Here is a 25,595-nt window from a genome sequence, read left to right on the forward strand (position 1 = left end):
CAGCCGATGTAGTAGGTAGTCATAGCAGGTTGTGGAGGTGTGGGCTTCTACGCAGCTGGGGCCTGGGAGTCGCGCACTGGCTTATTTGCTGCCCGCTTGGGCGCTAAAATAGCCAGCCAGACAGGCCCCTGTTACTGTTGAGCCGCCAAATTCTGTACGCGACCAAGGGTACTTCTGTGCGTATGTTGCTGCTTACCACGCCTGATTAGTGCAGCTGGCGCCTCAATGTGGCGCATCCGGGCTTTGCCCCTCTCCCGACCTTCCTTCACCTTCTTACTTTCTTTTCTATGATTCTTCGTCTCGATGAGTTGGCGCTTGATTTGCCAAAACCCAAAAATCCTTCGGCCAACGACGCCGCTGCTATCCAGGAGCTGCTGGGCGGTAAGTTCGGGGAGATGAGCACGCTGATGAACTACACGTTCCAGTCGTTCAACTTCCGGGGGCGCGACCGGCTCCGGCCCTTCTACGCCCTCACGTCGGCCATTGCCGCCGAGGAATATTCCCACATCGAGGCGGTCAGCTATGCCATCAACTTACTGCTCACCGGCGTGACGGAGCGCGGCAAAGACCCCAAGCCAGGCCCACTGTCTGATGCCGTGGATGCCCGCAACACCTACCACTTCCTGGCCAGCGGGCAGGCGGCCCTGCCCTTCGACTCCATGGGCAACCCCTGGACCGGCCAGTACGTGAACAGCTCCGGCAACCTGCGCCTCGACTTGCTGCATAACTTCTTCCTGGAATGTGGTGCCCGGGCCAACAAAATCAAAGCCTACGAAATGGTAACCGACCCCTGCGCCCGCACCATGGTAGGCTACCTGCTGGTGCGCGGCGGCCTGCACGTGTATGCTTACGCCAAGGCCCTGGAGGTTATTACCGGCGTCGATGTAAAGAAAATCATGCCCGTGCCGCCGCTGTCCAACGACAAGTTCCCCGAGGCCCGCAAGTTCATGGAGCACGGCCTGCACCGTCAGCTCTACACTTTCTCGCCCAACGCCTACGCCGAAGCCGGCCTGATCTGGAACGGCAAGCACCCCGAAGACGGCTCCCCGCTGGAAGTGGTGCAGGGCGCTATTCAGGGCGTTCCTTACCCCGTGCTGGAAGAAGAGCCCCAGCTGTCCTCGCCCGGCGAAGACGACTTCGACCCCGAAATGTTCAAGGACATTGCCAAGAAGCTCGGCCTCTCCGATGAGTGGAAGCAGCGCCATGGCTAAGCCTTCGGGTGTATTCAGCTATTCTCAAACCGGGCCTGCTCCAACGAGCAGGCCCGGTTTTTTGTAGGGGCGGGGCTTGCCCCCGCCCACCACTAGCGTGGTCGGGTCTATCGACCTCTGGTCACGCTGCGAACAACGGGCGGGGGCAAGACCCGCCCCTACTGCCCCACCAGCGCCCGTAGCTGTCGGGCGTTGCCGATGGCGGAGGCGTCGATGTCGTTGTTGAAGTAGCAATACATTTCGCGTAGCGGCTCCCCGGGCTCCTGCACCTCCTGCACCAGCCGGCGCAGAAACTCCTCGCGGTAGGGCGAGCGGTACAGGTCGGGTACCCCATGCAGGCGGTAGTAGCCCACCGGCGTAGTGCGCACCAGCTCATCGGGCAGCAAGGGGTGGCTTTGTCCGCAGAAGCTCACGCCCCGGGCCGCCAGCGCCCGGTACACTTCGCCCGTCCAGCAGCTCGGGTGCCGAAACTCCAGCACGTTGCGAAAGGCCGGGTCCAGACTGTCGAGAATGCGGCCCAGCCGCTCCTCGGTGTAGGCCGCCTTGGGCGGGAGCTGAAACAGCACCGGCCCCAGCTTCTCCCGCAGCCCTTCCTGCAGGGTACCGTAGAAATCGGCCAGCAGCCCGGCCGTGTCGCGAAACTGCTTGTAGTGCGTAATCAGCCGCGGCGCCTTCACCGCAAACCGGAACTCCGGCGGGCTGGCCGCGTACCAGCCCTCCGCAAACGAGAGCTGCGGAAACCGGTAGAAGGTCACGTTCAGCTCCAGGGTGTTGAAGTGCTGGCTGTAGAACTCAAACCACCGCCGCTGGGGCAGCTTATCGGGGTAGAACGCGCCCTTCCAGTGGCGGTAGTGGTAGCCGGAGCAGCCGATAAACCAGGCAGGCAGCATAGCAGAACCAGTAAGGGTTAGGACCGTGAGCCGCCGCGCACCGCCGTGTCATGGCGACCGGCCCGCACTAACAAGTAGCCGGCCAGCAGCAGCAGCACCCCAAACCCCAGGAAGGCCATATCCCAGGGCAGCTTATCAGCGGCGTACTCGTTCACGTGGTGCAAGCCCAGCAGGGTATGGTCGATAATGCCCTCGACTACGTTGAAAAGGCCCCAGCCCAGGAGCAAACTGCCCACCAGCGTGCGGCCCGACCACGGCACATCGGCCCGGCAGCCGGCTGCCCACAGCAGGCGCAGCCCCACGGCCGTCATTACCCACACGGCCGCATGAAACACCCCGTCCCAGTACATATTCACCTTGGCATTAATCAGGTTGTCGGGCGGGAGCTGGTTGGAAAGCATGTTATGCCACTGCAGAATCTGGTGCAGCACAATGCCATCCACGAAGCCGCCCAGGCCCGCCCCAAGCAGGATACCAGCTGCCAGGAGTGGCCCCCGGTGCAATGGTTCTGAGGCTGTGTTAGTCATGCGTAGCACGTAAACGGTGGAAATAGGCGCGGATATCGGCCGCGAAAAACACGCCTAGCCCTACCAGCAGCAGCACCGCCACCGGCAACAGCAGCAGCCCCAGGTGCTGGCCATAGTCGGGGCCGTGAATGGTGGCCTGCACGCGCGGCCGGCACACCCGGCATGCCTGAGCAGCTGGAGGCAGCAGGAGCAGCAGGCCACAGGTTATCAGCAGAAGCTTCATAGCAGATCAGGCACGTTTCAGCAAAGCGCCGGCCCTGCAACGGGCCGGCGGTGGTAGAACGCAGCCCTTACCTGCCAGGTTAAGGTCGAGCCTGCTGGGCACTCCCCAGAGCTCAGGGCAAGAACCTCAGCCAGCTTAACCCGACATTGAGCCAGTATATTGGGCCCCAGCTTAGCCTTTTGCTTATCACCGCCCATGAAATTCCTGCTTGCCCTTTCCCTGCTGGCGGCCGTTGCCACGAACAGCAAATTCCCTAGTTCCGAGCCCGGCCCCAACAAAGTCGTGTACCAGTCGGCCGATTTAACCATCACCCAGGTGGCCCCGAACAGCTATGTGCACACCTCCTTTCTGCAGACCGAAACCTTCGGCAAGGTGCCCTGCAACGGCCTGGTGGTAAAAAGCGGCGCGGAAACCGTGGTGTTCGACACGCCCACCGGCGACAAAGAATCCGGGGAGCTGATTGCCTGGATAACCCAGGAGCTTCATTGTAAGGTGAAAGCGGTTGTTCCGACGCACTTCCACGAAGACTGCGTGGGCGGGCTGCCGGAATTCCAACGTCATAACATTCCGTCCTACGCCCACAAAAAGACCATTGAGTACGCCCGGCAGCACAAGTTCAACGTGCCCCAGCATGGGTTTGCCCGCCGCCTCACCCTGCGCGTGGGCACCACCAAGGTGTACACTACCTTTTTTGGGGAAGGCCACACCCGCGACAACTTGGTGGGCTACTTCCCCGCCGACGAAGTGCTGTTCGGGGGCTGCCTCATCAAGGAACTGCAGGCCGGCAAAGGCAACCTGGCCGATGCCAACGTGCCCGCCTGGCCCGCCACCGTAGCCCGGGTAAAGCAGGCCTACCCCGCCCTGCAGGTGGTGGTTCCCGGCCACGGCGCTGTGGGCGGCCCCAGCCTGCTCGACTACACCATCCAGCTGTTTCAGCAGCCCTGATTTCGCGGGTTTTGGCGGCTACTGCGGCGGCGGCGTTGGTGCCGCGGCCGGGTGGGGTTTCCCATCAAACAGGATGCCTGGCGCGTATGCATTGCCGGCCGACCTCATCTTGGCCCCAACCACGCCGTACCGCCCCCGCCGGCTGGGTTGCCGGAATCAGCCCTAACTTGCTGCCCGGCTATTTGGCGCGGAAACGCGTAATCAGCTGACAACACACTTAAGTAACAAACACAGAGAACATGGCTTCAGGGTTTTTCGCGCTCTTGGATGATATTTCCGCCTTGGTAAAAGTAAGCGCCGCTAGTCTGGACGATGTACCCACCCAGATTGCCAAGACTACCGGCAAAGTGTCCGGCATTGTCATCGACGATACTGCCGTGACCCCCAAGTACGTGGTAGGCCTCGACCCCTCCCGGGAGCTGTCCATTATCTATCGGATAGCAAAAAAGTCCCTGATCAATAAGCTGTTTATTCTGAGTCCCGCCGCCCTGGTGCTTGGGTATTTTGCCCCCTGGGCCATTACGCCCATCCTTATGCTGGGCGGCGCCTACCTGTGCTTTGAAGGGTATGAGAAGGTGCATTCCATGTTCAGCAAGCACCCCGAGGTGCCGGCCGAAAGCGAGCAGCTAAAAACCATTACCCCCGAGGAGTTGGAGCAGGAGCGGGTGGCCGGGGCCGTGCGCACCGACATCATCCTGTCGGCCGAAATCATGGCCATTGCCTACAGCCAGGTTACGGGCCAGCCCCTGGTCAACCAGATTGCCGTGATGCTGGCCGTGGCCGTGTTCATCACTGTGGCCGTCTACGGCTTTGTGGGCCTCATTGTGAAGGCCGACGACTTCGGCGTCCACCTGGCCCAGGACAAATTCCACCCCGCCACCCAAAAGCTGGGGCGCGGCATCGTCAAGTTCATGCCCCACTTCCTGAGCATCCTCAGCTACGTGGGCACCGCCGCCATGCTCTGGGTGGGCGCCGAAATCATAGCCCACGGTATTCCGTTCACCGCGCACTTACTGCACGAGCTGGAAGAGTCGTTGGCGCACATTCCGGCGGTGGCCTGGCTGGCCAAAGCCCTGAGCTGTGCCATAGGCGGCTTGCTGATTGGCTTCGTGGTGGAAAAGCTGGTGCTGCTGGCCAAGAAGCTGGTTGGCAAAGGCAAAAAGGAGCAGGCTGCCTAAGCCGCCGGGATAACAGAATCAACCCTCACCTGAACGTCATGCTGAGCGCAGCCGAAGCATCTCTACCGCTTCGTTGCAAGGCCACTGATTAGTCAGAGGTAGAGATGCTTCGGCTGCGCTCAGCATGACGTGCTAGCGGAAGCCCCACCTGCATCCAGGAAAAGCCCCGCGTCAGTTGTGCAGACACTGCCTGCGCTCTGATGTGGACATAACACGCCGCCCACTCCCCCTTTCTCGCAAAAAGTCCGACCTACGGGCGCAGTCGTTCGCGGTCTGGATTCAGTTCTTCGCGCCTTCGCCCCGGTCGTTCGCGGTGTCGCCTCAGTCGTTCGCGGCTTCGCCTCAAGCATTCGCGGTGCCGCCTCGGTTGTTCGCGCCTTCGCCCCGATCATTCGCGCCTTAGTCCCGGTCGTTCGCGGCCCCGCCGCAGGGGCTCGCGGCCTCGCCCCGGTCGTTCGCGGTGCCGCCCCAACTTTTCCGCCGCCCGCACCTTGAAATATCGTGGGAATCCGGTATTCTTATAGCACCGCGCTGCTCCTATCTTATCTCCCCTATTGCTTCATTTCCAGCCGAATCCCTCATTCCTCATTCTACCTACTCCGTTATGCTTACCGCCAAACAAGACAACCGCCTCACGGCCGCCGAAAACGTATCCGCCGCCCTGGCCGAGGCGGCCCCCACCTACACCGCCGACAAGGCCCTGCAGAAAATCCGCACCGACCTCGACGCCCTGCTCGCCGCCCTCAAGCCCCTGCGCCAGCAAGGCCTGCGCACCGCCAGCCAAGGCGCCTCCAAAACCAAAGCCCAGCGCCGCGAACTACTGGCCACCGCGGCCGCCGAGGTAGCCGGCGACGTGTACAGCTACGCCACCGACCAGCAGAACCGCACCCTGCAAACCAGCGCCGACTACAACTACTCCGCCCTCTACGAGCTGCGCGCTACCGCCCTCGCCGATCTGGCCCAGCACATCTACGACGAGGCCACCACCCACAAAACCGCCCTCCTCGACTACGGCCTCACCCCCCACCCGCCTCACCGAGCTGCAAACCGCCCTCACCAGCTTCAACGGCGGCAAAAACGACCCGCGCCAGCACATCAGCGAGGGCAAAGCCGCCCGCCTCGCCATCAAAGACCAGTTCGCCCAGCTCGCCACCCTGCTCGAAGACCGCCTCGAACGCAGCCTGCGCAAATACGCCCGCTCCGCCCCCGCCCTCTACCAGCGCATCCAGGCCGCTCGCATCGTAGTAGACCGCCCCGGCAGCCACAAAGGCAGCGGAGAGACGCCGGAGCAGCCGGGGTAATTACTCAAGTGTTATCCTGAACGGAGTGAAGCAGAGTGAAGGGATTCATCTGATTCGCTGATTTTTGTTGTGTTCAAAACTGCTTGGATTATTTAGCTGGTGTACAAATCATGCCACTGCAAGCCATTAAATTTGTTGAAAACTTAATGAGTCAAAAAACAACTTATGCGCTATTTCTACTGGATATTTTTCTTAACAGGCTTGACGCTCCCCACGTTATCAATTGCTCAAAGCAGCTGGCCTACCACCCGTATAGATGAGCAACTTACCATCCAGATGCCCTATGCGGCTACATTGGAGGAAGACACAAAGGCAGCAGACCCCAAGCTCCGCGGGGTTCAACGGTTTTGGACCTCGACCTCAGATAATGAATTTCAAGTCTTTAGGGTAGATCTACGTTATATTCCTAATTACAACCCCGATGCCGTCCTGAGCAAATCAGAGCTTAGCAAAGTGTATGATAAAGCCTCCAAGTTGTTTAATCATAAAGTATTAAAAGGCAGATTGATGTCTTATGGTGACGTTGCTTTTGCTGGCACCTTTGCCCGTGCCGCACTTTATCGGGGCTTTGATGAGTATCGCCAAAGACCGATTAACATCGAGACGATTTGGTTAACGCACGATCATGCCATTTATCTGCTTACTTGCTCCTACTCTATTCCCGAAGAAGAAGGTGCTCTTGCCGATAAAAAGCGTTTCTTTTCATCTTTACACTTTGATGATCCAGCAACCACCAAAGAATTGTAGTGAGAGATAAATAGCCCGTACTGATGAAAGTTTAGCTTAGCTCAACTCGCAACAATTTCTACCGGTTGAAGCATTAATTTTTTGGCATTTTATCCTGATTTATCGAATGCACTAATCCCCAATCTGCGCCCTATGGTTCTAGGGCGTGTTTACAATCAGAGCCACGTCAAGGCGGCAATGAGGCAGCAGGTGGCAAAGTAGTTGGCCGCGCGCTTGTCAAAGCGGGTGGCCACGGCCCGAAAGCGTTTCAAGCCGTTGATGGCGCGTTCGATGCGGTTTCGCTCTTTATAGATTTCAGCGTCATGTTCCAGGCACACAATTCGATTTTTCTTGCTTGGAATCACGGCCGTGGCTCCGGCTTGCTGGATTTGGGCCCGTACGTAGCCGGCATCGTAGGCCCTGTCGGCCAGCACGGCTTGGCCCGGGCGCAGGTGGCCCCGCAGCAGGCCCGGCGCTTGCGGGCAGTCGCCGGCTTGGCCGCCGGTCAGGGCCAAGGCGCACACGCGGCCGTAGGCGTCGCAGCTCAGGTGGAGTTTGGTGGTGAAGCCGCCGCGGCTGCGGCCGAGGGCCTGCCCGCAGGGGCTGTCTTTTTTTGGCCCCGGCCGCCACCTGGTGCGCCCGCACGGCGGTGGAATCGACCAGCAGCCGGTGCAAGCCCGTGGCGGTTTGCACCTGGGCCAGCACATGGGGCCACACGCCGGCTTGCCGCCAGCGCCGAAACCGCGCATACACCGTGTGCCAGGGCCCGAACCGCTCAGCCGGCAAATCCCGCCACGACACCCCGCAGCGGGCCCGCCAGAGCACGGCTTCGACGAACAGGCGCGTGTCCTTGGCCGTCGTGCCAGGCGAACGTTCCTGCCCCGGTAGCAGTGGCGAAAGCCGCGCCCACTGCTCGTCCGTCAACATGCTCCGGTCTTTATTCATGCTCAAAGGTCGAACCTAACTGTAAACACCCCCTAGATATTAGGAGATATAAATTTATCATTCAACCGCTTTTAAATAATTACCTTTCACAAACCAACAATGTCGAAATATCAAGTACTATTCACAATAACAGCCTTCATTTTATCTGCTTGTTCGTCCCAAGAATGTACTGGAGAAATCGAAGCTCTAGTACTTTATGAGAAGCAGAGTATTGTATTTAACAGCAATGTGATTTATGTTGACATAAAGAATAGAAGTGGAATTGGCGTTAGAAAAACGATATATAATAATGGCAAATTGTACGGCACATTCAATAATGTGGCTATTATCTACGATAGTAGGAATAGATACAGAGGGAGAAAATGGATCTGCTTTAGCAGTCAGTATCTTACTAGGACGGTTACTTGCGGAGCCGAGCTAAACCCTGAGCATATTCCTGAGCTTGAGGTGTACGAATAAGTATGAACTATTGGCATATTTTCAACTAAACCTCAGAATTATATCAGCCAAAACGTCAGCAAAACATCTTCTGCACCCCGTTTGCTAGTCCCTGCGTAGAGCTTCCAACCTGAAGCCACCTACTAAGACCTAGCAGCTATGAACTTCAATAACTTCACCATCAAGGCCCAGGAGGCCGTGCAGAAGGCCACCGAAATTGCCGGCGGCCATCAGCAGCAGGCCATCGAAACGGGCCACCTCCTGAAAGCCCTCTTTCAGGTGGATGAAAACGTGACCGGCTTCCTCGCCAAGAAGCTCGGCGCCAACCTCAATATCCTCACCCCCCGCCTCGATGCCCAGGTAGAGGCCTACCCCAAGGTAAGCGGCGGCTCCCCCTACCTCGCCAACGAGGCCGCCAACGCCGTGCAGCGCGCCAACAACTTCCTCAAGGAGTTCGGCGACGAGTACGTAGCCGTGGAGCACCTGCTGCTGGCCCTCGTCGATGGCCGCGACGCCACGGCCACCCTGCTCAAGGACACGGGCTTCAATACCAAAGACCTGAAAGCCGCCATCAAAGAGCTGCGGGGCGGCCGCAAAGTCACCTCGCAGTCGGCCGAGGACCAGTACCAGAGCCTGAACCGCTACGCCCGCAACCTCAACGAGCAAGTGCGCACCGGCAAGATGGACCCCGTCATTGGCCGCGACGAGGAAATCCGCCGCGTGCTCCAGATTCTCTCCCGCCGCACCAAGAACAACCCCGTGCTGCTCGGGGAGCCCGGCGTGGGCAAAACCGCCATTGTGGAGGGCCTGGCCCAGCGCATCGTGGCCGGCGACGTGCCCGAAAACCTCCGCGAGAAAGTCATCATGTCGCTTGATATGGGTCTGCTCATTGCCGGGGCCAAGTACAAGGGCGAGTTCGAGGAGCGCCTCAAGTCCGTCATCAAGGAAGTCACCGACTCCGAAGGCCAGATCATCCTGTTCATCGATGAGATGCACACCCTGATCGGGGCCGGCGCGGGCGGCGACGGCGCCATGGACGCGGCCAACCTGCTCAAGCCCGCCCTGGCCCGCGGCGAGCTGCACGCCATCGGGGCCACCACCCTCAAGGAGTACCAGAAGTACATTGAGAAGGACAAGGCCCTGGAGCGCCGCTTCCAGGCCGTGATGGTAGATGAGCCCACCATTGAGGACGCCATCAGCATCATGCGCGGCATCAAGGAGAAGTACGAGCTGCACCACGGCGTGCGCATCACCGACGACGCCGTCATTGCCGCCGTGGAGCTGTCGAGCCGCTACATCACCGACCGTTTCCTGCCCGACAAGGCCATCGACCTGATGGACGAGGCGGCGGCCAAGCTGCGCATCGAGCTGAACTCCATGCCCGTGGAGCTCGACGAGGTGCAGCGCCGCATCATGCAGCTGGAAATTGAGCGCGAAGCCATCCGCCGCGAAGACAACAAGGACCGCGAGGCCGTGCTGAACCGGGAGCTGGCCGAGCTGTCGGAAAAGCGCGACTCGCTGAAAGCCCGCTGGCAGGGCGAAAAAGACGTGCTGACCAACATTCAGACCGTCAAGGAATCCATTGAACGCTTCAAGGTGGAAGCCGAGCAGGCCGAGCGGCAGGGCGACTATGGCCGCGTGGCCGAGCTGCGCTACGGCAAGATTCAGGAAGCCGAAGCCAAGCTCAAAACCCTGCAGGAACAAGCCAACGCCAACAAGGACGGTGGCTCCATGCTCCAGGAAGTGGTAACCCACGAGGACATTGCCGAGGTAGTAGCCAAGTGGACCGGCATTCCGGTGAGCAAGATGCTGCAGTCGGACCGCGAGAAGCTGCTCAACCTCGAAGCCGAGCTGGGCAAGCGCGTGGCCGGGCAGTCGGAAGCCATTGCGGCTATTTCGGACGCCGTGCGCCGCTCCCGCGCCGGTTTGCAGGACCCCAAGCGCCCCATCGGCTCATTTATCTTCCTCGGCACCACCGGGGTGGGGAAAACCGAGCTGGCCAAGGCCCTGGCCGAGTACCTGTTCAACGACGAGAACAGCATGGTGCGCATCGACATGAGCGAGTACCAGGAGCGCCACGCCACCTCGCGCCTGATCGGGGCGCCTCCCGGCTACGTGGGCTACGACGAGGGCGGGCAGCTCACGGAGGCCGTGCGCCGCAAGCCCTACTCGGTTATCCTGCTCGACGAAATCGAAAAGGCCCACCCCGACGTGTTCAACATCCTGCTGCAGGTGCTCGACGACGGCCGCCTCACCGACAACAAGGGTCGGGTGGCCAACTTCAAGAACACCATCATCATCATGACCTCGAACACGGGCGCCGACATCATTCAGCGCAATTTCAAGGAGCTGAACGAGTATAACCATGATGAGGTGGTGGACCGCACCCGCGAGGAAGTGGTGGAGCGCCTCAAGCAGCACATGCGCCCCGAGTTCCTGAACCGCATCGACGAAATCGTGATGTTCCAGCCGCTCAAGCGCAAGGAAATCCGCCGCATCGTTGACATCCAGTTCCGGCAGATTCAGCAGCGCCTGGAAGAAGCCGGCATCCGCCTGGAAGCCACCACCGAAGTGCTCGACTTCCTCGGCGAGCAGGGCTTCGACCCGCAGTTCGGCGCCCGCCCGCTCAAGCGCGTCCTGCAGCGGGTAATCCTGAATGAGTTGTCGAAGGAAATCCTGAGCGGCAAAGTCTCGAAGGACGCCGTAGTGGAAGCCGTGCTCGAAGACGGGCAAGTACATTTCAACAACGTGGACGTGGAAATCCCCGGCGTGTAACCTCATGCTGAACAACTGATAAAAACGCCCTGCCAGTACCCGTACCGGCAGGGCGTTTTTCTTGCCCATTAAGTGGTGTAGTCGCTAACCAACCAAAACAGAACGTCATGCTGAGCGCAGCCGAAGCATCTCTCCCGCTTCGTTGAATTACTACCACAACGAAGCGGGAGAGATGCTTCGACTCCGCTCAGCATGACAAGAGATATAGCATGACGTGCTAAAGGTGTAAAGGGCTCTTTTGCACATACTCTCCTCACAGCCTACCCCTCTATGGAAAAGCTCAAGAAGTTCCTGCGCCTGCTCGGCCTGATTGCCATGCTGCTGCTAGCCGCCGCGGGCGTAGGTCTCACGGGGGCCGCCCCCATTCACCAGAAGCGGGAACGGTTTATCGACATCGAGCCCCAGACGGAGCAAGTAGACAAGAAGGAAAACGAGGAAAGCCAGGAACTCGGGCAGGAATAGAAGCCGCCAGCTCCGCTGCTACTGAAGCAGCATGCAAAGCCTCGCCAGCAGCCGGCAGGGCTTCATGTGCCGCTGCATCTCTTAAAATTTCCTAGTCCTTACCGACGCCGCCTTGTAAGTTGCCGCCGCAAAATCAGCTCGTCTAGCAGCATGAAACGGATCCACCTGTTTGAGTTTGAAGACTTCGCCTGGTTTCCTAACGGCCTCCGCATCTGCCTCACGCGGCTGATTGTGGTCATGCACAAGCTGCTGGGCTCGTCGGCGGACCTGCAGCAGCTGCTCAACCGGGCCCTGGCGCACTCCGAAAGCGCGGCCATCGTGGACCTGTGCTCGGGCAGCGGCGGGCCCATGCTGGAAGCTTACCAGGCGCTAAAGCAAGAGCCCGGCCGGCAGCAGCTGCAGCTTACCCTCACGGACCTGTACCCCAACCTGGAGCTGGCCGCAGCCATCAACCGCCAGCCCCAAGCAGGTATCTGCTATGAAACCAGCTCCGTCGATGCAACCCGCGTAGGTGCGGAGCTGCGCGGCGTCCGCACCATGCTCTGCAGCCTGCACCACATGCGGCCGGAGGTAGCGCGGGGCATCCTACAGGACGCGCGTGACCAGCACCAGCCCATCTGCGTGTACGAAATTAGCGACAACAGCTTCCCGATCAGCTTGTGGTGGGTACCCTTGCTGCCGAACTTCCTACTGGCGCTTTTCATCACGCCTTTTGCGCGGCCGCTCACGCTCCGGCAGCTCTTTTTCACCTATATACTTCCGGTTATTCCGTTTTGCTTTGCCTGGGACGGCGCGGTTTCCAACGCCCGGACGTATACCCTGGCGGATATGGCTATTCTGCTCGATGGGCTGCAAGCCCAGGACTACACCTGGGAAACCGGGCGCATGGCGGGCAAGGCAAAAAAGCTCTACCTGCTGGGCCTGCCCAAAGCCCGCTAGCTGCTCCATTCACCAGAAGCGGGAAAGGCTAGTTGATACCGAGCCCCAGACGAAGCAGGCAGATAAGAAGAAAGGTGAGGAAGGAAACGTTTGGGGTCAGGAGCAGGCGGGCCTTACTTCGTTTTGGTTTGTTTAGGGTCCTCCTAAAAATACTTTTTCTTGATGCGTCGCCGAACGCTATTAGGCATTTTTAGAGTCGTAAAATAAGTATCGGAGACTTCCTGTTGCCGGGCTTTGCTGGTGCCAGCGAGCTTATTGATTGCCACCGTAGCCAAGCCGCCAGAAATAGCGGCAAATACCAGATACAGGCCTACCGGTTGCTCCTTTACAACGGGGCCGTTTGGAGTAGTACGCGTCTCCGTTAGTACCCGCACGAAAACCAGTGAGCTGGAGGCAGCAATGCCCAACCAGATTTTACCGGCCCGTCGACGGGTGTTGTACATATTATTCAGCGCCCGCACAGTATCCTGCTGCAGCGGCGACAATCGAGGTGGCGGCGAAGGACTACTGGCGCTCTGCCCGTAGCTCGTTAAACAAATGGCGCACGCAATGAGCGTCAAAAGGTATTTGTGCATATGGAGTTGAATAATTAAGTCAGCAAGTAATGTGAGTGAGCAACCAGGTTAAGCCTACAGCTGAAAGTGCCGGTGTCGCAGTTTATGGCGGATGGCCTTGGGCAGCGGCTTACCGTGCAAATAATCATTTTGCAACGCGTGTTCTCTTGCCTGGCTCCACCGGCTACTTTTAGCCAAACTAAAGCCGGTGAGCATGACGCCGCCAAGAAGGATTGAGGAGGTTCCGCCCTGTGCGGAGTTGAAAAAGATACTCGCCCCTACCCCCAGCACAATAAGTCCGGGAATCCGCAGCAGCCTGGCCCCGGCCCGGCGCTGGCTAAACAATTTGCCCACGGCCTGGGCCGAATCAGCTGCCACCGGCGCACTTTCCACGGCGGAATCGGGAAGTAAGAGTTGCTGCGCACGGCCGGGCACCAGCAGCCCCAGCAGGCAGGCTAGTAATAACAGATAGCACCGCATAGTTGTGTTGGTTGTATACGGGTGCAGAAAGCAAGAGCCCTACGCTAGGGGAGCAATAAGTAGCAGACAGATTAGCGGCGCAAGGTAGGCGGTAGCGGCTAGGAAACCCTGAAGCGCAGGAATGCGGTGTTGCAGCAGCTGCTCATCAACTATCCAATCCTTTTACACCAGCTTATAGCCGCTTAATCCGGCAGCCGATGAGTATGATTAACCCGTCGTTCTACCGGCGCCGGCGGGCTTCTCTTCGGGCCAGCCGGGCTTTCCACAGGCCGGCTTTGGCAAAGTGGCGCGGCTGCAGCTGCGCCCGGTACTGCGCTGGAATTGGCGCCCCTGCAGCACACGCAGCGTGCAGGGCGTTGAGCTTTTCGTAGCTGTAGGTAGTGTGCCGGACCAGCATATACGTAAGGCCCACCCCAGCCAGCCCCAGCCCAGCCGCAACCGCGCCGCCCGAAGCCGGCGTTTCGTCCCAACTGCCTGTGACGGGATTGTATTCGCGGGTGCCGCCGGACATCAGGCTCAGGCCGGGCAACGCCAGGGCCAGCGGCCATTCTCCACTTACCCGCTTCATCATAAACAGCGCCGTAACGGCATCCAGTGTATCCTGCCGGGCATTGGCCAGAACTTGCTCGGGCATGAGTTGGGCGGCACTCCGCCGCAGGCTGTCCGTGCCGATACCGGGTGCCAATAGCGGGTTTTCCTCATTGGCGGTACCGGGTATAGGCCGGTGGATGCCCCGCAGGCGGCGGCTGACATAAGCCGGCAGATGGCCCGTAAGCGCCAGCTCGCGCATGACGGCCGTTTCGTTTTTTCGCTTAAACCGCACACTCTTACCTACGCCTACGCCCACCAACGCCGCGCCGCCCACTACCCCCGGCGTCCAGACCCCGGCGCTGGTTGATTGTTGCGCCGGTAGAATTGCCGCCAACATACCCACCGTGCCTACTATCGGCCAGATAAAGCCGCCACTACGCCGGCTCCTGAACAATTCGTGCACGGCCCGGGCCGTATCGGCACGGCTCAGGCGGGACTCAGTCAGGTAAGCGGGTGGCAGCGAGGGTGTGGGGGCCTGCGCGTGGCCTTCCAGGGCTAAACCGAGCACCAGCAGGCTCAACATAAAATATCTATACATACATCAACCAGAATGCAAACTGCTTAAGTCGGTGCAAAATATCAGAAAGCCGCGAGAAAGCCGCTATGTTGGCCGCGCTTGTACTTTTGCCCTATGGCCTCCACGTTTCAGACTTACCTCCAGCTCGGCTTCTTCCACATCTTCAACCTGCAGGCCTACGACCACCTCGTGTTTCTGCTGGCGCTATGTGCGCCCTACGTGCTGCAGGACTGGCGCCGCGTGGTGGCGCTGGTTACCAGCTTCACCCTCGGCCACTCCCCTCACCCTGGCCCTGGCCACGCTGAGCGTGGTGCAGTACTCGCCCCAGGTTATTGAGGTGCTGATTCCGGTGACGATAGTGCTGACGTGCCTGCTGAACCTGACCCGCGCCGGCCGCCCTACTGCCCGGCCGGTGTTGCGCCCGGCGCCGGAGCCGGTGGTGCTGGCCTGGCCCAACCTGCTGGCCGCCGTGTTCGGGCTGATTCACGGCCTTGGGTTTTCCAGCTACCTGCGCGAGCTGCTGGGCCACCAGAGCCGCCCGGTGCTGGAACTGCTGGCGTTCAATGTGGGCGTGGAACTGGGCCAGCTGCTGATCGTAGCGCTGATTCTGCTGCTCGGGGCCCTGCTGCTGCGCGGCCTCGGCGTAGCCCGCCGCGACTGGCTCCTGGTCGTCAGCGGCGCCGCCCTGGGCATCGCGCTGGTGCTCCTGGTGAAATAGTAAAATGGTGAGTTGGCGTCCTGACCGCGCCATATGCGCAGAGCTGTGCCAACAGAACGTCAAGCTCACCATTTCACCAGCTCACTGTCTCACCATCTTTCCGCCCGTGCAACTTCTGGCACTTTGCCGGTGACTTTACCTGTTATCTGCCGGTTTTCCTGTACTTTTTCGCCTCGCTACACGCATTCACGCTTTTCAATGCTAAAACATCTTTTACGCTCGGCCGCTCTGGCCGCGCTGGCCGCCGGCCCCCTGGCGGCCCAAACTACCAACTCCGGCACCGATAAGTTTGCCCAGCTGGGCCAGGAGCTGCCCACGCCCAACACCTACCGTACCGCCTCGGGGGCGCCCGGCAGCCAGTACTGGCAGCAGCGCGCCGACTACAACATCCAGGTAAAGCTCGACGACGAGAAGCAGGCCATTACCGGATCGGAGGACATTACCTACACCAACCTCTCGCCCGACGTACTCACTTACCTGTGGGTGCAGCTCGACCAGAACATCATGGACAAAACGTCCATCACCCAGGCCACGGAGGTGGGCGAGTTGTCGGACCGCATGTCGTTTCGGGGGCTGGAATACCTGATGAACTCGGACTTTGAGGGCGGCTTCAAGATTTCGGAGGTGAAGCTGAAAGGCGGCAAGGCCCTGCCCCACGTCATCAACCACACCATGATGCGCATCGACCTGCCCACGCCCCTGCGGCCCAAGCAAGCCGTGACGTTCAGCATCAAGTGGAGCTACAACATCAACGACCAGCTGAAAATAAACCAGCGCAGCGGCTACGAGTATTTCCCCGAGGACAAGAACTACCTCTACGAAATTGCCCAGTTCTACCCGCGCATGGCCGTGTACTCCGATTTCCAGGGCTGGCAGCACAAGCAGTTTCTGGGCACCGGAGAGTTTGCCCTGCCCTTCGGCGACTACCGCGTGAGCATCACCGCCCCCGCCGACCACGTGGTGGGCGCTACCGGCGTGCTGCAGAACCCCAACGAAGTGCTGAGCGCCGCCCAGCGCCAGCGCCTCGAAAAAGCCAAGAACACCAAAACCCCGGTGCTCATCGTGAGCCAGCAGGAAGCCGAAGCCGCCGAGCAGAAGCGCGCCAAAGGCACCAAAACCTGGACCTACGCCGCCAAAAACGTGCGCGATTTTGCCTGGGCTTCTTCACGCAAGTTTATCTGGGACGCCATGCAGATCAAGCAGGCGGGCAAGCCGGTGATGTGCATGAGCTACTATCCCAAGGAAGGCAACCCGCTGTGGGGCCAGTACTCCACCGAAGTGGTGGCGCACACCATCAAAACCTACTCCAAGTTCACCATCGACTACGAATACCCGGTGGCTATTTCGGTGCACGGGCCGGTGGGCGGCATGGAGTATCCCATGATTTGCTTTAATGGCGGCCGCCCCGAGAAGGACGGCACCTACTCGGCCGAGCGGAAGTACGGCATGATTTCGGTGATTATTCACGAAGTAGGCCACAACTTCTTTCCCATGATCATCAACTCCGACGAGCGGCAGTGGTCGTGGCTGGATGAGGGCCTGAACACCTTTGTGCAGTTCCTGACCGAGCAGGAATGGGAGCGGAACTACCCCTCCCGCCGCGGCGAGCCGAAGCTGATTGTGGACTACATGCGCACCGGCAAAAATGTGCAGACGCCCATCATGACGAACTCGGAATCGGTGCTGCAGTTTGGGCCCAATGCCTACGCCAAGCCCGCCACCGGCCTCAACATCCTGCGCGAAACCATCCTGGGCCGTCAGCTCTTCGACTATGCCTTCAAGGAATACGCGCGTCGCTGGGCCTACAAGCACCCTGAGCCTGCCGACTTCTTCCGCACCATGGAAGACGCCTCCGGCACCGACCTCGACTGGTTCTGGCGCGGCTGGTTCTACACCACCGACCACACCGACCTGGCTATTGAGGGCGTGAAGTGGTACACCGTCGACTCGAAGAACCCCGAAATCGAGAATGCCCGCAAGCGGGAGCAACTGAACGCCGCGCCCAAAACGCTTTCCCAGCAGCGCAACCTGCAGGACATCAAGCGCACGTTGGTGGATGACAAGCCCCAGCTCAAGGACTTCTACAACGCCTACGACCCGCTGGCCGCCACCGAGGCCGACAAAAAGCGCTACCAGGACTACGTGGCCAAGCTCACGCCCGAGCAGCAAAAGCGCCTGAGCAGCGGCCTGCACTTCTACGAGGTGAGCCTGAAAAACCTGGGTGGCCTCACCATGCCCGTGGTGGTGCAGATGACCTACGAGGACGGCAAGCAGGAAGTGGTGAACATTCCGGCCGAAATCTGGCGCAAGAACAACGCGCAGGTAACCAAGGTGTTCATCACCGAAAAGCCCGTGGTAAGCTTCGTGCTGGACCCCTTCCTGGAAACCGCCGACACGGACCTGAGCAACAACGCCTACCCGAACCGGGCCGCGCCCTCGCGCTTCGAACTGTTTGAGCAGCAGCAGCGCGCCCAGCCCAATCCCATGCAGCAGACTTCGCAGCAGAAGCCGGCTGGCACCACCGGCACGGGCGGCAACTAAGCTACCTGGCTTCACTTTCTGAAGAATACCAAAAGAGCCGGGCTACCACGTAGTCCGGCTCTTTGCGCTTAGATTGAGTTCAGAAATTTGCTCGCGCTATGAGTTTGTATGAGAATGATTGGGAAGACTTCGATGAAGAAACAAAAGGCGCTTTTGCGAAGGCTACTCCCGTTCTGATTTGCTTTGGGATAGTACTTGCAACCGCTCTAACGCTGACTTTTCTTTATAGCTCAAGGCAACAAGACGAACGGTTTATAGCACGCAGCATTAGCGCTGTCGTAGCAAGAAAGTATCTAAGAGAGCAAAAGCAAGCATACCAAACTATCGACCTTCTTTGCCAGGATGAAAAAATATACTTCCCCGGCAGCCGGCGTTATTATGATTCCCTGCAACTAGGCGACTCGCTCTACAAGCCTGCTGGTTCCGTCTACTTTTTTCATGTTAAATATCAGGCGGGAAAAAGAACTTTACGGAAGCTTTACAACGACTAAACACCCAACCACTATCGGGCCTCCCGTGCACCTCTTCAGCCATGCTGCCGAATATCGACTGCAACAGTAAGGGCAGCCAGAGAAGCTTATCAGCTTCCCCGATTAATCCCGCCTTTTTCTATTAGCTTTCAGCAGCCGGGTTCGTTGTGTTCGGCTGCTTTTTATTATCACATTTATACCTATTCTTATGCCCACCGCACGCGTTGCCGCGCTTCAGGCGCTTATTTTCAGTGATGATGACGAGGCGGCGGACGACGCTTTTGAGGAGCTGACTGCGCTGGGCGGGGAAGAAATGTTCCAGTTCCTTCTGCAGCTGTTGGAAACAGATAAGCCTCTACTACGCAACAGCGCAGCCAGTAGCTTGCGGGACCTAGCCGACCAACGAGCCGTTCAACCGTTGCTGGCAGCCATTCAGAAGCCCGCCAACCACGGCCGCAATGGTACGTTGGTGTATGCGCTGGCTACTCACGACTGCCGCCACCTGCTGAAAGACTTATGCCTGATTGTCTTCTATCAGGGCTACGAAGCCAAGCACATGGCCCTCGATATTCTGGAGGAGCAGGAATTTGTGTACTCCGAAGAAGACGTAAAGGAAATCCGGCGGCTCTGGGAGCAGGTTCGCCAAAAGCCCGACCGCGCCCTACAGGAAATCGGCCTCAACTGGATAGAGGAAATAATAGAAGAACTGTAATAACACACCTATACAGCTTTCTGTATGACTCTCCATCGTTGGAGGCTTTCAAACCTCCTGTTGTTTTCGGTTCTGCTACTCAGCAGCTGCCAAACCAACACCGCGCCGGAAACCTCGGCTGCTCCAGAGGAGGCGGCTCTCCCGCCAGCGTCCTCCCCGCCCGACTCCACTACCTTGCAGCTGCAGGAGCTGCTGGCTCTCTATCCGCTGCTGACGCTGCCCATCAAGGTTTCCTCTCAGGACCTGGAAGACGGTACCCCGGCGGCCAGCACCCAGCCCATGCACGGCCGGCTGATTCCGGCCCGCTTGCTGCCGCTGTTTGGCGAGTATGTGGCGGCCAACGGTGAGGAGGTATTCGCGGTGGGAAAAATTCCGCTTCCCAATCATCGTTTGGCCTTGCTGACCCGCGTACCGGGCGAGTATTTTTCTTCCCGCATCCGGCTGTTTGTCCTGACTGATTCAACCGGGCGTATCAGTGCCGACCTGGAGGTTGCGGAAACCTTCGGGGACGCCGGGGACGCTTACGTACGCACCAGCCTGGTAGAATCAGTCCCCGGCGGCCTCTCCGTTACCATCCAGCAGCAAACCTGTCACCCCCTGGATGAGGAGCTGACCGACATTGCCTGCGTTGATTCGGTGCTGGCTTACCAGCTACGCGACCAGCTTATTCGCGTATACCGCAAAAAAGCGCCTTCTTCCTAACCTCTCACCCCGAAAACAAACTGCTTTATGGGACTTCTCGATGGCCTTCTCGGCAATGCTTCCGAAAACGACGCGCAACAGATTCAGCAGGAGCTGAACCGTATTCTGGCCGCCGGCGAGCGGGTGGAAAAAGCCTACGCCATCCTGCGCGACCAGATCATCTTCACCAACCAGCGCCTGCTGCTGGTTGATAAACAGGGCGTAACGGGCAAGAAGCGCGAAATCATGAGCATTCCCTACCGCAGCATCGAGCGGTTTTCGATGGAAACCACCGGCCACTTCGACCTGGAATCGGAACTCTACATCTGGGTACGCGGCATGGCAGCTCCCATCGGCCGCACCTTCCGCAACGACCAAAACATCTACGACGTGTACCGCGCCCTCGGCGAGTATGCGCTATAGTTAAGTTGCTGGTTTCTGGTTTCTAGGTGCTGGTTATCCGTAGACGTTAGGTAAACTAGCAACCAGAAACCAGCAACTCAACCCATGCCCCGTTTTTCTTCTGCCCACACGCTGGCCCAGGCCCGGCTGCACCCGCTTATTCCGGTTTTCTACCACGCGCAGGAAGACTACGCCCGCCGGGTGCTGGCCGCCAGCTACGCGGCCGGCGTGCGCCTGTTTGAGTTCACCAACCGCGGCCCCGAGGCCCACGCCATCTTCACTCGCCTGCAGCGCTTCGTGGAGGCCGATTATCCTGATCTGCTCCTGGGCGCGGGCACTATCTTCACCCCGGAAGAAGCCGGCCGCTTCATCGAATCGGGTGCCGACTTCATCGTCCAGCCCGTGTGCAGCCCCGATGTGGCCGCCGTGTGCCGCAGCTACGACCTAGCCTGGCTGCCCGGTGCCCAGACACTGAACGAGGTGTACGAGGCCCACCGCCTGGGCGCCACCATCGTTAAGCTCTTTCCTTCGGCCTACCTTACGCCCGCCTATCTGCAGATTCTGCGCGGCCCGCTGCCCCACCTTCCCCTCATGGCCACCGGTGGGATTCAGCCTACGGTAGAGAGCCTGCGCGCGTGGAAGCAGGCTGGTGCCACCTGCGTGGGCATCGACGCCCGCCTGCTCGACACCGCCGAGCCCAATCGCCTCACAACTCAGCTCACGGAACTGCTGGCCGTACTGCAGTCGGTTTAGGAAAACCAGTAAGAGGGTCATGCTTCGACTGCGCGAACGGCAGAGGCAGCATATCTTCTCGTGACTTTTTCACCCTTGATGGCTGCACTTTGAGAAGCGCAGCAATTGTCAGGGTACTGCTTGCAACTTTTGCTTAACGCCCCGGCTCTCTTTACTACACATCTAACCCAGTATGCTCCATGCCTAAAATCCTTACCCTGCTAACCCTGGGCCTGCTGTCGTTTGGGGTGCTCAGCGGCTGCGAAGAAGATGAGGAAACCGCCACTGCCCAGGCCTCCTGCACCACGGTGAAAGTGCTCGGCCGCAGCTGCGACGGTACCATGCTCCAGCTCCCGACGGACGTTAATCTTGGCAAAACAATCACCATTGAAGGCGTGAGCTACGCCAACGTGGTAGCCACCTACTCGGAGGTGCCGGCCGGGCTGCCCGAGTCGCAAAGCTTCCTGACGGGCCTGCGCTTGGCCACCGATGCGGAAGCCCCCGACCAGGCCTGCATAGCTATTTATACCTCGTACGATCTGGACCGGGTGATTTTAACGGACCCCAAGTGCAAGAGCGAAGGGTGGTGCGGCACTCCGAACCCGTAACCGCATTTAAAAACCTTTGCGACGCCACTAGCCCGGCCACTTTCCCCATTTTTCCGGGTGAAGGTGGCCGGTTGCCGTGCAGGGCGCTGCATCTTTGCCGTTCAGCCCTTTGCTATGTCCGATTCGTCGTTGTGGAGTGAAGTCGAAGTTACGGTCGTGCGCGGCCAGTCGGTGCTGACGGTAAGCCGCAACGTGCAGCCTCTAAAGCTTCTGAACCCCGGAACTGCGGCCGGAAGCTGCCACGTGGTGCTCAGCAGCTACGGCGGCGGCCTGCTGGCCGGCGACGTTATCCGACTACGTGTAATGGTGCAGCCTGAGGCACGTCTGCTGCTCAGCACTCAGGCCAACACCCGCGTGTACCGCTCCGATAACGGTGCCATAGCCGAACAGCTAACCGAGGCACACATTGCCGCCGGCGCCCTGGTTGTGGTCCTCCCCGACCCTATCGTACTCCAGGTCCAGAGCCGCTACCGCCAGCACCAGCACTGGCACCTGGCCACTGGCGCCCTGCTTTTGCTGGCCGACTGGTTTCACTCCGGCCGCATAGACAGCGGCGAGCAGTTCGCCTTTACCGAATACCAATCGGAGCTACGGATAAGCCAGGAAGAACGCCTGACGGTACTCGACCGGTTTGCGTTTCGGCCCGAAGAGCACATTGCCACCTCGCCGGCGCACTTCAGTCAACACCAGACTTCTCTGGCCGTGTACCTGGCCGGCTCCCCCGACGACGCCCGGTTTCAGCAGCTGGCAGCTGTGCTCCAGGCCCGGCAAACCCAAACCCGCGCCGGCCTGCCTGTTGATGTATCAGCCCACGACTGCGTGGTGGCCGTGACGCAGGTTCGCCCCGGCATGCTGCTGCTGCGGGCCCTGGGCACCAGCCGCGCCGCCCTGCAGCCCATTTACGACCAGCTCTACCAAGCCCTGGCTTCGCCGGATCTGCTGGGCTTCAACGTGGGGCTGCGGAAGTACTAGCGGCGGCCTTTCCAATGGCTTAGCTTGGTTATAAGGTTCCCGCTTATCTTTGGCTAGGCCTGCCTCGGCCAGTTACCTTCCTGTTACGTGTTCGTGCTATGAGCCTGCCTTCTGCCCGCTTTGCGGCGGCCCTCGAAAAGTTTGATGCCCTGAATGCCGAAGACCCTAACCAGGACACGGACGCTGAAGGTCGTGTCTGGCCCAAGGAGTTGCTCTATGGGCAGCGCATGAGTGCCGGCCTGGCCCAGGTAGCGCACGGGGCCCCGGAACCGGTGCAGCTGGCAGCCCGCTGTCAGCATATTCGTCGGTGGGCTATTCCTCGTCAGGACTTTCCACTGGACCGCGCGGGTTACCACCGGTGGCGCAACACCCTTAAGCAGTACCACGCCGAGGTAGCCGGCCAGGTTTTAGCAGAGGCTGGCTATGAGGAGGCTACTATTACCCGGGTTCAGGCGCTGCTGCAAAAGAAGGAGCTTGCCCACGATGCCGATGTACAACTGCTGGAAGACGTTATTTGCCTGGTGTTCCTGGAGCATTACTTCCTCGCTTTCGCCCGCCAACACCCCGAGGAAAAAGTCATTGACATCGTGCAGAAAACCTGGCGCAAGATGACCCCGCAGGGCCACGCGTTAGCGCTGAAGCTCCCGCTGCCCGCCGAAGCTCAGGCATTGGTGGCCAAGGCTTTGGCTTAGCGCATATTCCGGAACCTCGTGGCCTAAACCTACTACCGCCCCGATAACAATGAGGGCCGGGTAGGTAATCTGCTGACTGGCCACCAGCGCCGGCAAGTCGCGCACGAGTCCGACGGCCAGCTTGCGCTGGGGCAGCGTGAGGTGCTGCACTACGGCAGCGGGCGTATCGCCTTTGCCCATTTCGCAGTAGGCGGCGGCAATTTCGGCAGCTTTTTTCAGGCCCATGTAAACGACCACGGTGGAATTGCTCTGCATAGCCAGGCGCAGGTCTACCGACAGGGAGCCGTCCTTCTTAGTGCCCGTCACCATCCACACGCCCTCGCTCACGATGCGGTGGGTCAGCGGAATGTCTTCGAAGCCCAGCGCCTGCATGCTCGAAATTCCGGGGATGTAGTGCGTGCTAATGCCGTGGGCACGGGCAAACAGAATTTCCTCGAAGCCGCGGCCGAAGATGAACGGGTCACCGCCTTTGAGGCGGATGACGCGGCCCCGGGTTTGGGCCTTTTCCAGGATCAACTCGTGAATGGTTTCCTGCGGCGTATAGTCACCGTAGGGCTTTTTGCCCACATACACACATTCACACTCGGTCGGCGCCAAAGCCAGCAGTTCCTGGTTGGCCAGGTTGTCATACAGAATAACGGCGGCCGTTTGCAGCACCTTGTAGGCTTTGAGCGTGAGCAGCTCCGGGTCGCCGGGGCCGGCGCCTACTACATACAATTCGGGTACTATCTGCCCCATATCTGCGCGGCTAGTGGTTGTGATTTTACTGCGGTGAATGATGGTAAATGGCTTGTCCGGGCAAGCTGTCCGCCATGAGCTTTGTGCCCTAAACTCAACTCTCAGGAAGCAACCGGGGCAGCTTCCCGGCTGGCGGAGACGGGCTCCTCCCAGAGCTCGAACGCATGAGCCGGGGCCTCACAGGTTGAACAGTGGTACCCCGACAGGGCATCCCAGGGCGTCCCCGGTGATACACCCTGGTTAGCGTCCCCGTACTCGGGGTCGTACACCGTCAGGCAGCGGCGGCAGCGCATTAGGGTTTCCGTAACGGGCAGTGGAATGGTGGATGGCGGCAAGGCCGCTTCATTTGCCGGCATTTCGGCCCCGGCCTGGGCGTAGAACTGGTGGCAAAGCTCGGCCAGATACCAGCCCAGCATGTCGGGGCGCACCTGCTGGCGAAATGAGACAAAGTCGCGGGAGTTGGGGTTGAAGTCGCGGGTATGCAGAATTTCGTACTGCTCGGCGCCGGGGCGCCCCGGCTGGGTCCGGATGATGATGGAGCCAAACAGCCCGGTTTGGGGCCGCGTTTTGATGGCAAAGCAAAGCTGGTAGGTGCGCACATCTTCCTCGTTGAGGTAGCGCACCAGCTCGTGCTTGAGGGCCAGGCCCCCGGGGCAATTATCCTCCACCTGCCAGTTCAGCTCGTTGGCCGCGTGCCGCACGTTGATGCGGTGCCGACATAGCACGGCATCCCACTGCGGCCGGTCGGTGGGGGCAATACCTTTTATTATCAATGATTTCCAGGGGGTGGTGCACAGCTGCCCTACCCTTGTCTGCAAACACACTCGGCACAGGCCCTGCAGGAACGCCACCAAAAACTGCTCGTTGCGCCGGTAGATACCCAGCCACAGATGCTGCCCGTTGCGGTTGAAACCTTCGTAATACGGCAGCATGAAAGGCGGTAATACCAGTGCCTCAGCTACCATCCGCGACCCCAAGGGCAGGGCCGCGCTAACCTGGGCGTACAGCCGGATACCGGCCGTCGTCAGGTCGTTGGCAAACTGGCCAACCGTTGGCAGCAACACCCGCTCTATGGCCGCGCTCAGCCCCGGTACGTCCTCGGAATACACCAAATGGGGCCAGGCGTAGAGGTAGCCGGTGCGGGGAAAACGGACGTGCAGGTGCCAGTAGTTGCTGGTTTCGGCGGCAATGAAGTTGAGGTGGCCCGTGAAAAATGGCACGAAGGTCTGCCGGCTGTCGACCAAGTTTATTTTCAGCCGGGGCCGGTAGTCAAACAGATCTAGAATGTCCTTGTATACGCCCTCACGCAGCCAGGCCGCGCTGTAGAATACCTCCTCGCCCACGTAGGAGCTGACAATATTGGGGTGCGCTTCCGGATCGGTTTCAACCAGCACCGCGGCCGCGGCCAGCGCCTGCAGCAGGGCACGCCGCCGTGCAGGCTCCACGGCCAGCAACAGCTGCTGCCGGTGCCCGAGTTGCACCTGCTCGATGCCGGCGGCTTCGGCGGCGCTGAGCACGGCCAGCAGGTCGCCGGCCGGCACGATACCGCCGGGCAGGTTTATGGCAACCAGGGAGTGAGCAGAGTCAGTGGAGGTCATGAAAAATCAGGTAGGGCTGCTAACGGGCG

The 25,595-nt window shown here is 59.8% G+C and carries 28 protein-coding genes and 1 pseudogene; 19 read left to right on the plus strand and 10 right to left on the minus strand.

The annotated features are described in order from the left end of the window. Positions 1 to 287: 287 nt before the first annotated feature. Entirely contained in the window at positions 288 to 1,211 is a 924-nt protein-coding gene (locus tag LRS06_RS05800) for a manganese catalase family protein (protein WP_257870618.1), read from the plus strand. A gap of 158 nt (positions 1,212 to 1,369) precedes the next feature. On the opposite strand, the gene LRS06_RS05805 is transcribed toward LRS06_RS05800, so the two are convergent. The 3 genes from LRS06_RS05805 to LRS06_RS05815 are packed head-to-tail and all read right to left on the minus strand — an operon-like array spanning position 1,370 to position 2,851. Next, a complete protein-coding gene (locus LRS06_RS05805; protein ID WP_257870619.1) occupies positions 1,370 to 2,101 on the minus strand; it encodes a DUF72 domain-containing protein in 732 nt (243 codons plus the stop codon). A gap of 17 nt (positions 2,102 to 2,118) precedes the next feature. Then, positions 2,119 to 2,628, minus strand: a complete 510-nt coding sequence (locus LRS06_RS05810; RefSeq protein WP_257870620.1) for a DUF2243 domain-containing protein — start codon at positions 2,626 to 2,628, stop codon at positions 2,119 to 2,121. Further along, complete coding sequence (locus LRS06_RS05815) at positions 2,621 to 2,851, minus strand: hypothetical protein (RefSeq protein ID WP_257870621.1); 231 nt, start codon at positions 2,849 to 2,851, stop codon at positions 2,621 to 2,623. The genes LRS06_RS05810 and LRS06_RS05815 overlap by 8 nt, the downstream gene beginning before the upstream one ends. 195 nt (positions 2,852 to 3,046) lie before the next feature. Between LRS06_RS05815 and bla the strand changes: the two genes are divergently transcribed. From bla to LRS06_RS05835, 4 genes are all read left to right on the plus strand, one after another. Next, the gene (bla, locus tag LRS06_RS05820; protein WP_257870622.1) at positions 3,047 to 3,796 is read left to right on the plus strand and encodes a subclass B1 metallo-beta-lactamase; all 750 of its coding nucleotides are present in this window, start codon (positions 3,047 to 3,049) and stop codon (positions 3,794 to 3,796) included. A gap of 239 nt (positions 3,797 to 4,035) precedes the next feature. Then, positions 4,036 to 4,974, plus strand: coding sequence for a DUF808 domain-containing protein (locus tag LRS06_RS05825; RefSeq protein ID WP_257870623.1), 939 nt, complete (start codon positions 4,036 to 4,038; stop codon positions 4,972 to 4,974). A gap of 604 nt (positions 4,975 to 5,578) precedes the next feature. Continuing rightward, positions 5,579 to 6,295: a hypothetical protein gene (locus tag LRS06_RS05830; protein ID WP_257870624.1), complete on the plus strand. Its 717-nt coding sequence runs from the start codon at positions 5,579 to 5,581 to the stop codon at positions 6,293 to 6,295. Between the two features lie 145 nt (positions 6,296 to 6,440). Then, entirely contained in the window at positions 6,441 to 7,022 is a 582-nt protein-coding gene (locus LRS06_RS05835) for a hypothetical protein (RefSeq protein WP_257870625.1), read from the plus strand. 155 nt (positions 7,023 to 7,177) lie between these two features. Here LRS06_RS05835 and LRS06_RS05840 read toward each other — a convergent pair whose 3' ends face one another. Both LRS06_RS05840 and LRS06_RS25505 read right to left on the minus strand, forming a co-directional pair. Beyond that, positions 7,178 to 7,708 (minus strand): IS5 family transposase, encoded by a 531-nt coding sequence (locus tag LRS06_RS05840; RefSeq protein WP_374679417.1) that lies wholly within the window; start codon positions 7,706 to 7,708, stop codon positions 7,178 to 7,180. Next, positions 7,614 to 7,946: pseudogene (locus LRS06_RS25505) on the minus strand (IS5 family transposase); the annotation flags it as partial. The pseudogene LRS06_RS25505 and the gene LRS06_RS05840, both read right to left, overlap by 95 nt. Positions 7,947 to 8,543: 597 nt before the next feature. On the opposite strand from LRS06_RS25505, the gene clpB reads away from it, so the two are divergent. The 3 genes from clpB to LRS06_RS05855 all read left to right on the plus strand — a co-directional run bounded on the left by clpB (position 8,544) and on the right by LRS06_RS05855 (position 12,560). Beyond that, positions 8,544 to 11,159, plus strand: coding sequence for an ATP-dependent chaperone ClpB (clpB, locus tag LRS06_RS05845; protein WP_257870626.1), 2,616 nt, complete (start codon positions 8,544 to 8,546; stop codon positions 11,157 to 11,159). 270 nt (positions 11,160 to 11,429) lie between these two features. Further along, a complete protein-coding gene (locus LRS06_RS05850) occupies positions 11,430 to 11,621 on the plus strand; it encodes a hypothetical protein (RefSeq protein ID WP_257870627.1) in 192 nt (63 codons plus the stop codon). A gap of 150 nt (positions 11,622 to 11,771) precedes the next feature. Further along, complete coding sequence (locus LRS06_RS05855) at positions 11,772 to 12,560, plus strand: hypothetical protein (protein WP_257870628.1); 789 nt, start codon at positions 11,772 to 11,774, stop codon at positions 12,558 to 12,560. A 143-nt stretch (positions 12,561 to 12,703) separates the two neighbouring features. Here the strand turns inward: LRS06_RS05855 and LRS06_RS05860 are convergent, their stop codons facing one another. From LRS06_RS05860 to LRS06_RS05870, 3 genes are all read right to left on the minus strand, one after another. Continuing rightward, positions 12,704 to 13,135, minus strand: a complete 432-nt coding sequence (locus LRS06_RS05860; protein ID WP_257870629.1) for a hypothetical protein — start codon at positions 13,133 to 13,135, stop codon at positions 12,704 to 12,706. 54 nt (positions 13,136 to 13,189) lie between these two features. Further along, a complete protein-coding gene (locus LRS06_RS05865; protein WP_257870630.1) occupies positions 13,190 to 13,594 on the minus strand; it encodes a hypothetical protein in 405 nt (134 codons plus the stop codon). 220 nt (positions 13,595 to 13,814) lie between these two features. Further along, complete coding sequence (locus LRS06_RS05870) at positions 13,815 to 14,723, minus strand: hypothetical protein (protein WP_257870631.1); 909 nt, start codon at positions 14,721 to 14,723, stop codon at positions 13,815 to 13,817. A 93-nt stretch (positions 14,724 to 14,816) separates the two neighbouring features. On the opposite strand from LRS06_RS05870, the gene LRS06_RS25330 reads away from it, so the two are divergent. The 11 genes from LRS06_RS25330 (at position 14,817) to LRS06_RS05920 (ending at position 23,230) form a co-directional block, all read left to right on the plus strand. Continuing rightward, positions 14,817 to 15,038: a HupE/UreJ family protein gene (locus LRS06_RS25330; RefSeq protein WP_308239869.1), complete on the plus strand. Its 222-nt coding sequence runs from the start codon at positions 14,817 to 14,819 to the stop codon at positions 15,036 to 15,038. Then, on the plus strand, positions 15,010 to 15,420 hold the full coding sequence (locus LRS06_RS05875) for a HupE/UreJ family protein (protein ID WP_308239870.1): 411 nt from the start codon (positions 15,010 to 15,012) through the stop codon (positions 15,418 to 15,420). The genes LRS06_RS25330 and LRS06_RS05875 overlap by 29 nt, the downstream gene beginning before the upstream one ends. Positions 15,421 to 15,618: 198 nt before the next feature. Beyond that, positions 15,619 to 17,961 (plus strand): M1 family metallopeptidase, encoded by a 2,343-nt coding sequence (locus LRS06_RS05880; RefSeq protein ID WP_257870632.1) that lies wholly within the window; start codon positions 15,619 to 15,621, stop codon positions 17,959 to 17,961. A gap of 98 nt (positions 17,962 to 18,059) precedes the next feature. Next, positions 18,060 to 18,452, plus strand: a complete 393-nt coding sequence (locus LRS06_RS05885; protein ID WP_257870633.1) for a hypothetical protein — start codon at positions 18,060 to 18,062, stop codon at positions 18,450 to 18,452. Between the two features lie 187 nt (positions 18,453 to 18,639). After that, positions 18,640 to 19,143: a HEAT repeat domain-containing protein gene (locus LRS06_RS05890; RefSeq protein WP_257870634.1), complete on the plus strand. Its 504-nt coding sequence runs from the start codon at positions 18,640 to 18,642 to the stop codon at positions 19,141 to 19,143. 60 nt (positions 19,144 to 19,203) lie between these two features. Further along, on the plus strand, positions 19,204 to 19,845 hold the full coding sequence (locus LRS06_RS05895; RefSeq protein WP_257870635.1) for a hypothetical protein: 642 nt from the start codon (positions 19,204 to 19,206) through the stop codon (positions 19,843 to 19,845). Between the two features lie 27 nt (positions 19,846 to 19,872). Next, entirely contained in the window at positions 19,873 to 20,247 is a 375-nt protein-coding gene (locus LRS06_RS05900; protein WP_257870636.1) for a PH domain-containing protein, read from the plus strand. Positions 20,248 to 20,331: 84 nt separating this feature from the next. Continuing rightward, positions 20,332 to 20,979, plus strand: a complete 648-nt coding sequence (locus LRS06_RS05905) for a bifunctional 4-hydroxy-2-oxoglutarate aldolase/2-dehydro-3-deoxy-phosphogluconate aldolase (protein WP_257870637.1) — start codon at positions 20,332 to 20,334, stop codon at positions 20,977 to 20,979. Positions 20,980 to 21,158: 179 nt separating this feature from the next. Then, positions 21,159 to 21,566, plus strand: coding sequence for a hypothetical protein (locus tag LRS06_RS05910; RefSeq protein WP_257870638.1), 408 nt, complete (start codon positions 21,159 to 21,161; stop codon positions 21,564 to 21,566). Positions 21,567 to 21,680: 114 nt separating this feature from the next. Continuing rightward, positions 21,681 to 22,538 (plus strand): urease accessory protein UreD, encoded by an 858-nt coding sequence (locus tag LRS06_RS05915; protein WP_257870639.1) that lies wholly within the window; start codon positions 21,681 to 21,683, stop codon positions 22,536 to 22,538. A gap of 98 nt (positions 22,539 to 22,636) precedes the next feature. Continuing rightward, a complete protein-coding gene (locus tag LRS06_RS05920; protein WP_257870640.1) occupies positions 22,637 to 23,230 on the plus strand; it encodes a DUF4202 domain-containing protein in 594 nt (197 codons plus the stop codon). Here LRS06_RS05920 and cobA read toward each other — a convergent pair. Both cobA and LRS06_RS05930 read right to left on the minus strand, forming a co-directional pair. Beyond that, positions 23,168 to 23,968: a uroporphyrinogen-III C-methyltransferase gene (gene cobA, locus LRS06_RS05925; protein ID WP_257870641.1), complete on the minus strand. Its 801-nt coding sequence runs from the start codon at positions 23,966 to 23,968 to the stop codon at positions 23,168 to 23,170. The two genes, LRS06_RS05920 and cobA, sit on opposite strands and share 63 nt — an antisense overlap. A gap of 101 nt (positions 23,969 to 24,069) precedes the next feature. Next, the gene (locus LRS06_RS05930; RefSeq protein WP_257870642.1) at positions 24,070 to 25,566 is read right to left on the minus strand and encodes a rubredoxin; all 1,497 of its coding nucleotides are present in this window, start codon (positions 25,564 to 25,566) and stop codon (positions 24,070 to 24,072) included. Positions 25,567 to 25,595: the final 29 nt, after the last annotated feature.

Origin of the sequence: Hymenobacter sp. J193 (genome assembly GCF_024700075.1) — a bacterium.
Taxonomy (GTDB): domain Bacteria; phylum Bacteroidota; class Bacteroidia; order Cytophagales; family Hymenobacteraceae; genus Hymenobacter.

What these genes read in the sequence shown, in the direction of transcription:
- LRS06_RS05835 (WP_257870625.1), top strand. Translation starts at nt 6,441, where the DNA reads ATGCGCTATTTCTACTGGATATTTTTCTTAACAGGCTTGACGCTCCCC.
- LRS06_RS05840 (WP_374679417.1), bottom strand. Translation starts at nt 7,708, where the DNA reads ATGTGCTGGCCCAGGTGCAAACCGCCACGGGCTTGCACCGGCTGCTGG.
- LRS06_RS05860 (WP_257870629.1), bottom strand. Translation starts at nt 13,135, where the DNA reads ATGCACAAATACCTTTTGACGCTCATTGCGTGCGCCATTTGTTTAACG.
- LRS06_RS05880 (WP_257870632.1), top strand. Translation starts at nt 15,619, where the DNA reads ATGCTAAAACATCTTTTACGCTCGGCCGCTCTGGCCGCGCTGGCCGCC.
- LRS06_RS05850 (WP_257870627.1), top strand. Translation starts at nt 11,430, where the DNA reads ATGGAAAAGCTCAAGAAGTTCCTGCGCCTGCTCGGCCTGATTGCCATG.
- LRS06_RS05885 (WP_257870633.1), top strand. Translation starts at nt 18,060, where the DNA reads ATGAGTTTGTATGAGAATGATTGGGAAGACTTCGATGAAGAAACAAAA.
- LRS06_RS05825 (WP_257870623.1), top strand. Translation starts at nt 4,036, where the DNA reads ATGGCTTCAGGGTTTTTCGCGCTCTTGGATGATATTTCCGCCTTGGTA.
- LRS06_RS05800 (WP_257870618.1), top strand. Translation starts at nt 288, where the DNA reads ATGATTCTTCGTCTCGATGAGTTGGCGCTTGATTTGCCAAAACCCAAA.
- LRS06_RS05870 (WP_257870631.1), bottom strand. Translation starts at nt 14,723, where the DNA reads ATGTATAGATATTTTATGTTGAGCCTGCTGGTGCTCGGTTTAGCCCTG.
- LRS06_RS05905 (WP_257870637.1), top strand. Translation starts at nt 20,332, where the DNA reads ATGCCCCGTTTTTCTTCTGCCCACACGCTGGCCCAGGCCCGGCTGCAC.
- LRS06_RS05900 (WP_257870636.1), top strand. Translation starts at nt 19,873, where the DNA reads ATGGGACTTCTCGATGGCCTTCTCGGCAATGCTTCCGAAAACGACGCG.
- cobA (WP_257870641.1), bottom strand. Translation starts at nt 23,968, where the DNA reads ATGGGGCAGATAGTACCCGAATTGTATGTAGTAGGCGCCGGCCCCGGC.
- LRS06_RS05930 (WP_257870642.1), bottom strand. Translation starts at nt 25,566, where the DNA reads ATGACCTCCACTGACTCTGCTCACTCCCTGGTTGCCATAAACCTGCCC.
- LRS06_RS05910 (WP_257870638.1), top strand. Translation starts at nt 21,159, where the DNA reads ATGCCTAAAATCCTTACCCTGCTAACCCTGGGCCTGCTGTCGTTTGGG.
- LRS06_RS05855 (WP_257870628.1), top strand. Translation starts at nt 11,772, where the DNA reads ATGAAACGGATCCACCTGTTTGAGTTTGAAGACTTCGCCTGGTTTCCT.
- LRS06_RS05830 (WP_257870624.1), top strand. Translation starts at nt 5,579, where the DNA reads ATGCTTACCGCCAAACAAGACAACCGCCTCACGGCCGCCGAAAACGTA.
- LRS06_RS05810 (WP_257870620.1), bottom strand. Translation starts at nt 2,628, where the DNA reads ATGACTAACACAGCCTCAGAACCATTGCACCGGGGGCCACTCCTGGCA.
- LRS06_RS25330 (WP_308239869.1), top strand. Translation starts at nt 14,817, where the DNA reads ATGGCCTCCACGTTTCAGACTTACCTCCAGCTCGGCTTCTTCCACATC.
- bla (WP_257870622.1), top strand. Translation starts at nt 3,047, where the DNA reads ATGAAATTCCTGCTTGCCCTTTCCCTGCTGGCGGCCGTTGCCACGAAC.
- LRS06_RS05815 (WP_257870621.1), bottom strand. Translation starts at nt 2,851, where the DNA reads ATGAAGCTTCTGCTGATAACCTGTGGCCTGCTGCTCCTGCTGCCTCCA.
- LRS06_RS05890 (WP_257870634.1), top strand. Translation starts at nt 18,640, where the DNA reads ATGCCCACCGCACGCGTTGCCGCGCTTCAGGCGCTTATTTTCAGTGAT.
- LRS06_RS05920 (WP_257870640.1), top strand. Translation starts at nt 22,637, where the DNA reads ATGAGCCTGCCTTCTGCCCGCTTTGCGGCGGCCCTCGAAAAGTTTGAT.
- LRS06_RS05915 (WP_257870639.1), top strand. Translation starts at nt 21,681, where the DNA reads ATGTCCGATTCGTCGTTGTGGAGTGAAGTCGAAGTTACGGTCGTGCGC.
- clpB (WP_257870626.1), top strand. Translation starts at nt 8,544, where the DNA reads ATGAACTTCAATAACTTCACCATCAAGGCCCAGGAGGCCGTGCAGAAG.
- LRS06_RS05805 (WP_257870619.1), bottom strand. Translation starts at nt 2,101, where the DNA reads ATGCTGCCTGCCTGGTTTATCGGCTGCTCCGGCTACCACTACCGCCAC.
- LRS06_RS05865 (WP_257870630.1), bottom strand. Translation starts at nt 13,594, where the DNA reads ATGCGGTGCTATCTGTTATTACTAGCCTGCCTGCTGGGGCTGCTGGTG.